This window comes from Microcoleus sp. A006_D1, assembly GCF_036702805.1.
In the GTDB taxonomy this organism is placed as follows: domain Bacteria; phylum Cyanobacteriota; class Cyanobacteriia; order Cyanobacteriales; family Microcoleaceae; genus Microcoleus.
In genome coordinates this window covers 45,243-51,756 of record NZ_JAUBVZ010000012.1, presented here as the reverse complement: position 1 = coordinate 51,756, position 6,514 = coordinate 45,243, and the positions used below count along the sequence as shown (strand labels likewise).

Sequence of the window (6,514 nt, the reverse complement as noted above, 5' to 3'; positions counted from 1 at the left end):
TTCGCAATCACAATTTTAGGCGTGTATTATGCACGGGGGCAAGAAACCGGGTTTTTTACGACAATAGTTGTTAAAAACCATAAATCTCGGAAAAAACCCGGTTTCTTAGTTCGTAGCGTCAAGGCCAAAGAAACCAGCTTCGCAATCACAATTTTAGGCGTGTATTATGCACGGGGGCAAGAAACCGGGTTTTTTACGACAATAGTTGTTAAAAATCATAAATCTCGGAAAAAACCCGGTTTCTTAGTTCGTAGCATCAAGGCCAAAGAAACCGGGTTTTTCATAGTTTTAGGGTGTTGCCGTCCAGTCTTTGGTAAAAACCCGGTTTCTGACGATTAAAACTCAGCCCGAACTGTAAACGAATAATCCCCCCCTGGTTCAAGCTGATAATCCCATTTTTCTAGAAAACGGTGCAGCGGTTCCTGAATCAATGCCCTACCCTGAGAAGGCTCAAGAATTAGTGTTTTTTCTTCCCGAAAACGCCACTGAAACTGCCACTCAAAGCCGCCGGCAGTTACTTCACCTTCAATCGTGCCTTTTTGCCAAGATTGACCCGTAACCCGGACGTATGCAGTAGTTTCAGGCAAAGGTCTCGAACTCACCCTTTTGTTTCCGTGTTTGTGGCTGCGATCGTGCGACTATTGTAAAGGCTCATGGATTTTTCTACTCCCTGATGGAGGCTAAGTTCCACAGCTTCTCTAACCAGTTTGAGCACTTTTTCTAATAACTGACTTTCCTCTGAGGAAAATTTTCCTAACACGAAGGAAATCGTATCTTTATCATTTTTAGCAGGATCGCTTTGAGGTTTGCCGATGCCAATCCGCAATCTGGGAAATTTGTCTGTGCCCAAATGAGCAATTGCCGATTTCATGCCGTTGTGCCCGCCCGCTGAACCGGCAAGTCGCATTCTCATTTTCCCGATCGGCAAATCCATATCATCGTATACTACTAATACGGACTGTGGAGGTATTTTGTACCAATCTGTGGCCGCCCGAATCGACTGGCCGGACAAATTCATGTAAGTCAGCGGTTTCAGCAACCGGATTTTCTGTCCCCGCGGCCGATTTCCCTCGCCGAATATGCCTTGAAATTTGCGGTTTTCCGACAATGAAATCTGCCAAGCTTTCGCCAAAGCATCTACTGCATTAAAGCCGATGTTGTGTCGCGTGCGATCGTACTTTGGTTCTGGATTCCCCAAACCCACAATTAGCTGGGGAATCACTAACTCCGCTGGAGTTTCCGACTTCTGAGTGTTGTTCATTTAACTATCTGCGGTATCTTCCTTAGCAGCCGCGAGTTTTTCTGGTTCCGGCTTGTTGGCGACTGCTTCTTCTAACTGCTTAGCTTCCCGCGTAAACTCCGACTCAAAATCCCGCGAAGCATCCTGAAAACCCCGAAGTGCTTTCCCGAAACTCCGACCAATTTCTGGTAATTTTTTCGGGCCGAATACCAACAGGGCGATGGTAAAAATTACTGCCATTTCCGGCAAACCAATGCCAAAAATATTCATTTATTTTCTCCTGCAATTTGTTTAATTAGTTAGCATTTAATTACGAGGCACTAACGGGAAAGGGCAAGGGAAAATGGGAAAACTTAGCTTTTACCATTTCTCCTCTACCCTCAGCTTTTACTGTTAGTCTTAATTTTCGCTGCTCAATTTTTAGCGGCCGAGACTCGACCAATCGACATCCACATTCTCTAGAATCAGGGAAGAGTTGTAGATTTGCAAAATAATCAACAAGAACACGAAAAACAGTCCGATGAAAACGCTCATCAATAGGGTGGTTCCCCAACCTGGGGCTACCTTGCCGTATTCTGAGTTAAGGGGTTTGAGTATATCTCCTAACCAAGTCCGTTGTGCCATAAATAACCTGCAATGAATCTCTACAGAAAAGTTTGACATATTTTCACCCCTAATTGCGATCGCAATTTCTCAGAAATGCGGCAGGGGGACTGGGAGAAGCGGAAGTGGGGCTCGCTGCTGCCATACCGTACTGCGCCTAAAATTACTAGATTTTCCGACAAAATGTGATTTTTTGTAATATTATGGGGTTGAGCACTCATCATAAATCAAAAATATGGAACCAGCAGCAGTTCTTGGTATTTCTCTCGGTATGTGTCTGGTGGCAATGACTGGCTTCTCGATTTACACGGCTTTTGGCCCTCCCGCTAAGGAATTGAGAGATCCTTTTGAAGAACACGAAGATTAAAGAAGTTCGGCAACGAGCACGCGATCGGGAGGTAACGGATGGATGGAAGTTCGGCAACGGATTTTTTAACGGATGTAACGGATGGAATGAGGTTCGGCAACGAGCACGCGATCGGGATGTAACGGATGGATGGAAGTTCGGCAACGAGCACGCGATCGGGATGTAACGGATGGATGGAATAGGGAAGAAGGGAGATTTTTACAGTTTTCCTCTTCTCCCAATTCTCTCCCTCTCCCAATTCTCTGCGTAGATATTATTTTACCCCGATGCGATCGAACTTCTGTGCTGCGATCGACCGTTCGCCGCCAGTCAATGCTATATTCTTCAGGAATACAGTAAGTCTATATTTGAAAAATCTATCTTCCAGTTAAAGTAAAAATAATCAAGTTTCACGCAAAAGCATCATGGGCAATACCTTTGGGCATCTATTTCGGATATCGACATTTGGGGAATCTCACGGCGGTGGTGTCGGAGTAGTAATTGATGGTTGTCCTCCCCTGGTGTCGATCGACGCATCGGAAATTCAAGCGGAACTCGATCGCCGCCGCCCCGGACAAAGCAAAATTACCACCCCCCGCAAAGAAGCAGATACCTGCGAAATTCTGTCGGGGGTGTTTGAAGGCAAAACCTTGGGAACTCCGATCGCAATTTTAGTCCGCAATCAAGACACTCGCCCCCAAGATTACGGCGAAATGGCCACAACTTACCGCCCTTCCCACGCTGATGCTACCTACGATGCTAAGTACGGAATTCGTAACTGGCAAGGCGGAGGTCGAAGTTCGGCGAGAGAAACTATTGGTAGAGTAGCAGCAGGGGCGATCGCCAAAAAAATTCTCTTCCAAGCAGCAGGAGTCGAAATAGTCGGCTACGTTAAACGTATCAAAGACTTAGAATGCGTCGCCGACCCAGACACTGTTACCTTAGAACAAGTAGAAAGCAACATCGTCCGCTGTCCAGATGCCGAATGCGCCGAAAAAATGATTGAACTGATCGAAAAAGTTCGCGACAGTGGAGATTCGATCGGCGGTGTAGTCGAATGCGTCGCCCGCAACGTACCCAAAGGCTTAGGAATGCCCGTATTCGACAAACTCGAAGCCGATTTGGCCAAAGCGATCATGTCCTTACCCGCCAGCAAAGGCTTTGAAATTGGTTCGGGCTTTGCCGGGACTCTGCTTTTGGGCAGCGAACACAATGATGAATACTATACTGATGAACAAGGAGAAATTCGCACAGTAACGAATCGCTCCGGTGGAATTCAGGGTGGCATTGCTAACGGTGAAAATATCATTCTGCGGGCGGCTTTCAAGCCAACTGCGACAATTCGGCAGCAGCAGCGTACAGTTACCCGAGAGGGCGAAGCAACGCTGCTAGCGGCCAAAGGACGGCACGATGCTTGCGTTTTGCCAAGAGCTGTGCCAATGGTGGAAGCAATGGTAGCTTTAGTGTTGTGCGACCATCTGCTGCGCCATCACGGACAATGTGGAACCTTAAAGTCTGAATTTTAAAATGGAAATCAGCTTGTCCTCTGTAATGGAAAATCCCGTTGATTGCCCTCAACCCTCCGAAGCAATAACAGGTATAGATGATTTTGTAGTGCAGTTCTGGGGGGTGCGGGGCAGTGTTCCGACACCCGGACAGGAAACGGTTCGCTACGGCGGCAACACTTCTTGTTTGGAAATGCGAGTCGGTGGAAAACGCTTGATTTTTGACGGCGGAACTGGTTTGCGGATGCTGGGTGACCAGTTGCTGGAAGAAATGCCCGTGCAAGCTTATATGTTTTTTACTCACTATCACTGGGATCACATTCAAGGGTTCCCGCTGTTCGCCCCAGCTTTTATCCGCGGCAATAGCTTTGATATTTATGGGGCGATTCCGCCGGATGGAGATTGTCTGAAAAGGCACTTTGTGGAACGGGTGCTGCACTCGAATTCGCCTGTGCCGCTGATGGGTTTGCAGGCAGATTTGAATTTCTATGAGCTCAATCACAACCAGACGATGATGCTGGACGATATTGAGATCAGGACTGGTTCTCTGAATCACCCGAATACTGCTATGGGATATCGGGTGACTTGGCAAGACCGATCTGTTGTTTACTGTTCGGATACGGAACATTTTCCCGATCGACTAGATGAGAATATTTATAATCTAGCCCTCGATGCTGATGTGCTGATCTACGATGCGATGTACACCGACGAGGAATATCACAACCCCAAATCTCCGAAGGTGGGTTGGGGACACTCGACTTGGCAGGAAGCGGTGAAAATAGCTAAGGAGGCCCGGGTGAAACGAGTGGTGATTTTTCACCACGATCCGGCTCACACTGACGATTTTCTCGATCGCATCGCCGAAGACGTGCAAATCGCCTTTCCCAAGGCAGTTATGGCCCGCGAGGGTCTTATTTTGCCGATCGGCTTCTGAATATTGACCGTCAACGGTCGATCGATCGTACCTTTGTCAAACCATCATTTGATGTGGAGCAGGTCTCGCGGCCTGCTCCACAACTTTTTTTATTTGTAGCAAACTCTCTGAGTGCGTGGTATAATTCTTGGCTAGTAACTTTTTAGGAATAATATTTAAGGTTTTTTTGATTGTTTGACCCGCTCTTATTGGAGAAGATCGGGCACGCATTAGCAGTTGGCGATCGGGTTTGCCTTCGTTCGATCGGATCGAGTCTGTAGGCGCGATCGCTTGGCTTTGTGCAACTGTCAAGGGTTTAAATATGCCGGCGGGAAAAAGTATCTAGTGCAGGCAAGGTCTCAGACTTTTGCGAAGTGCCGCGACACAACTAACGTCGCTGCTAAACTAAAGTAAAAATTTATGGCGACGTACCATTATCTGCGATCGAATAACGACGCATCTGCCCGATAGCTTCCGCAAGATGCCCAGCAAGACGTAAAATAAGTGGAGGATTGCCACAGGCTCTACAGGTGAAAGTTTTAATTGTCAACAAACACGGCAAGGCTTTGCAAGATTTCACCAGCAGAGCAATCCTGCTCTGCTGGTGGCAGCAGACTTCCTGAATCCTGGTCGCGCCTGCAACTTTTTGTAGTAATTTATCAAGATAAAAGCTGAGGTTATAGTTACGATAAAACACAACTACGATGCTTTTTTGGAAACATGAATATTGGCAACTCTGAAAAGCCGATATGAAAGCTTTTCGCTACAATCTGAGTGATTTTTCAGCAGTCAATTTCACTCAAAAGAAAAAGAAAGAGACCATCGCTAGACGGTTTAGGACTAGCTGCCAGGCCGCATATGTTATGACTTGACTATTCACTATGGGAAATTTACGTTTTAGATCTTCAGCAAATCAATACAGATGGATTGCCCTAGGCAGTTTTGCTGTAATTATGGGTATTTCAGGGGCCCTTGCCTATCGCCTAGCTCCGCCGCCCGGATTCATGGCTCAAGGCACTCTGGGCTCTAATAGTCCGCCAGTAAAATTTTCGAGCACCGGCACGACAATTCTCAAGCAGGGAGAGCAACTGACTCCGGATGTTCTGCTGGCAGATAATGTTGTCCAAGCAGTGGCAGATGCTGTTAAGCTGTCGCCGCAGCAAGTTCGACAAAATGCTAGCGTCAAGATTTCTAAGCCGGAACAACCGCTAGAGATTGCTGTTGGGTATCGCTCGCTCGATCGCGAACAAGCAGTGCAAACGGCGGATATGTTGATGAAGGGCATGGTTGAAAAAAGCCGCCTGATTAATAGATACCGGTGGCAATCAGTCAATCAGTCGCTCAACCAACGCTTGGCGCAAGTCACTCAAGACCTGAAACAAGCTCAGCAAAAACTCGACCAATACGAAAGAGAGCGCGCTCGCCTGTTGGAGCAAATGAAGCTTCAGCAAGACGTTTACAACAAAACTCAACTGGCGATGGCGGATACGCAAGCCTCGGAAAAAGAAATGGTGAGCAGTTTGGCTGCCGCAGAGGCGCCGCAAGTTGTGGCGACGCCCACGAGCGATCCGACTGTGCCTCTAATTTTGGGAGTGGGCCTGCTGTTGGCGATTTTGGTCAGCCGCGGTTTGATTCCTTCGGTGGCGGATTGGCAGAACAAAACAGCTTTTCAGCGAGAAGAGAGCGAAAGGCTGCAAAGTGCTTTGTACCGACTGATCAAAGAAGGCAGCGGCGAAATCACTCTGGTGCGGTTTGCGATGGAGACGCGGCTGTCGCCGGATGTGGCTCAGCGTTTTTTGAACCAACAAGCTGAAGTCTTTAATGCCAATTGCGAAATTAAAGACGACGGCAGCATCTTGTATCACTTCCACATTTAAAGGGCTGCGGACGCGCGGCGCAGCTATCCC

At 47.6% G+C, this 6,514-nt stretch carries 10 protein-coding genes; 6 read left to right on the top strand and 4 right to left on the bottom strand.

Annotated elements, in window-relative coordinates; all coding sequences use genetic code 11:
- Positions 1–339: hypothetical protein (locus QUB68_RS20600; protein ID WP_332995923.1), on the top strand; the 339-nt coding region annotated here is incomplete at its 5' end.
- Here QUB68_RS20600 and QUB68_RS20595 read toward each other — a convergent pair.
- The 4 genes from QUB68_RS20595 to psbH all read right to left on the bottom strand — a co-directional run bounded on the left by QUB68_RS20595 (position 336) and on the right by psbH (position 1,864).
- Positions 336–602 (bottom strand): DUF3146 family protein, encoded by a 267-nt coding sequence (locus QUB68_RS20595; RefSeq protein WP_332995921.1) that lies wholly within the window; start codon positions 600–602, stop codon positions 336–338. The two genes, QUB68_RS20600 and QUB68_RS20595, sit on opposite strands and share 4 nt — an antisense overlap.
- Positions 599–1,261, bottom strand: a complete 663-nt coding sequence (gene pth / locus QUB68_RS20590) for an aminoacyl-tRNA hydrolase (RefSeq protein ID WP_332995919.1) — start codon at positions 1,259–1,261, stop codon at positions 599–601. Before pth ends, QUB68_RS20595 begins: the two co-directional genes overlap by 4 nt.
- The gene (locus tag QUB68_RS20585; protein WP_332995917.1) at positions 1,262–1,510 is read right to left on the bottom strand and encodes a TatA/E family twin arginine-targeting protein translocase; all 249 of its coding nucleotides are present in this window, start codon (positions 1,508–1,510) and stop codon (positions 1,262–1,264) included. It lies immediately after the preceding gene.
- Positions 1,511–1,660: 150 nt separating this feature from the next.
- On the bottom strand, positions 1,661–1,864 hold the full coding sequence (gene psbH / locus QUB68_RS20580) for a photosystem II reaction center phosphoprotein PsbH (protein ID WP_006633692.1): 204 nt from the start codon (positions 1,862–1,864) through the stop codon (positions 1,661–1,663).
- 214 nt (positions 1,865–2,078) lie between these two features.
- On the opposite strand from psbH, the gene psbN reads away from it, so the two are divergent.
- The 5 genes from psbN to QUB68_RS20555 all read left to right on the top strand — a co-directional run bounded on the left by psbN (position 2,079) and on the right by QUB68_RS20555 (position 6,484).
- On the top strand, positions 2,079–2,210 hold the full coding sequence (gene psbN / locus QUB68_RS20575; protein WP_332995915.1) for a photosystem II reaction center protein PsbN: 132 nt from the start codon (positions 2,079–2,081) through the stop codon (positions 2,208–2,210).
- Complete coding sequence (locus tag QUB68_RS20570; protein ID WP_332995913.1) at positions 2,191–2,376, top strand: hypothetical protein; 186 nt, start codon at positions 2,191–2,193, stop codon at positions 2,374–2,376. The genes psbN and QUB68_RS20570 overlap by 20 nt, the downstream gene beginning before the upstream one ends.
- Before the next feature lie 238 nt (positions 2,377–2,614).
- Complete coding sequence (aroC, locus tag QUB68_RS20565) at positions 2,615–3,715, top strand: chorismate synthase (RefSeq protein ID WP_332995911.1); 1,101 nt, start codon at positions 2,615–2,617, stop codon at positions 3,713–3,715.
- Position 3,716: 1 nt separating this feature from the next.
- Positions 3,717–4,628 (top strand): MBL fold metallo-hydrolase, encoded by a 912-nt coding sequence (locus QUB68_RS20560; protein ID WP_332995910.1) that lies wholly within the window; start codon positions 3,717–3,719, stop codon positions 4,626–4,628.
- A 932-nt stretch (positions 4,629–5,560) separates the two neighbouring features.
- On the top strand, positions 5,561–6,484 hold the full coding sequence (locus QUB68_RS20555; RefSeq protein WP_332995908.1) for a hypothetical protein: 924 nt from the start codon (positions 5,561–5,563) through the stop codon (positions 6,482–6,484).
- The last annotated feature ends 30 nt before the right edge of the window (positions 6,485–6,514 follow it).

Bases quoted from the DNA above. Each gene is read 5' to 3' on its own strand.
- pth (WP_332995919.1), bottom strand. From the start codon at position 1,261: ATGAACAACACTCAGAAGTCGGAAACTCCAGCGGAGTTAGTGATTCCC.
- QUB68_RS20585 (WP_332995917.1), bottom strand. From the start codon at position 1,510: ATGAATATTTTTGGCATTGGTTTGCCGGAAATGGCAGTAATTTTTACC.
- psbH (WP_006633692.1), bottom strand. From the start codon at position 1,864: ATGGCACAACGGACTTGGTTAGGAGATATACTCAAACCCCTTAACTCA.
- psbN (WP_332995915.1), top strand. From the start codon at position 2,079: ATGGAACCAGCAGCAGTTCTTGGTATTTCTCTCGGTATGTGTCTGGTG.
- aroC (WP_332995911.1), top strand. From the start codon at position 2,615: ATGGGCAATACCTTTGGGCATCTATTTCGGATATCGACATTTGGGGAA.
- QUB68_RS20560 (WP_332995910.1), top strand. From the start codon at position 3,717: ATGGAAATCAGCTTGTCCTCTGTAATGGAAAATCCCGTTGATTGCCCT.
- QUB68_RS20555 (WP_332995908.1), top strand. From the start codon at position 5,561: ATGGGTATTTCAGGGGCCCTTGCCTATCGCCTAGCTCCGCCGCCCGGA.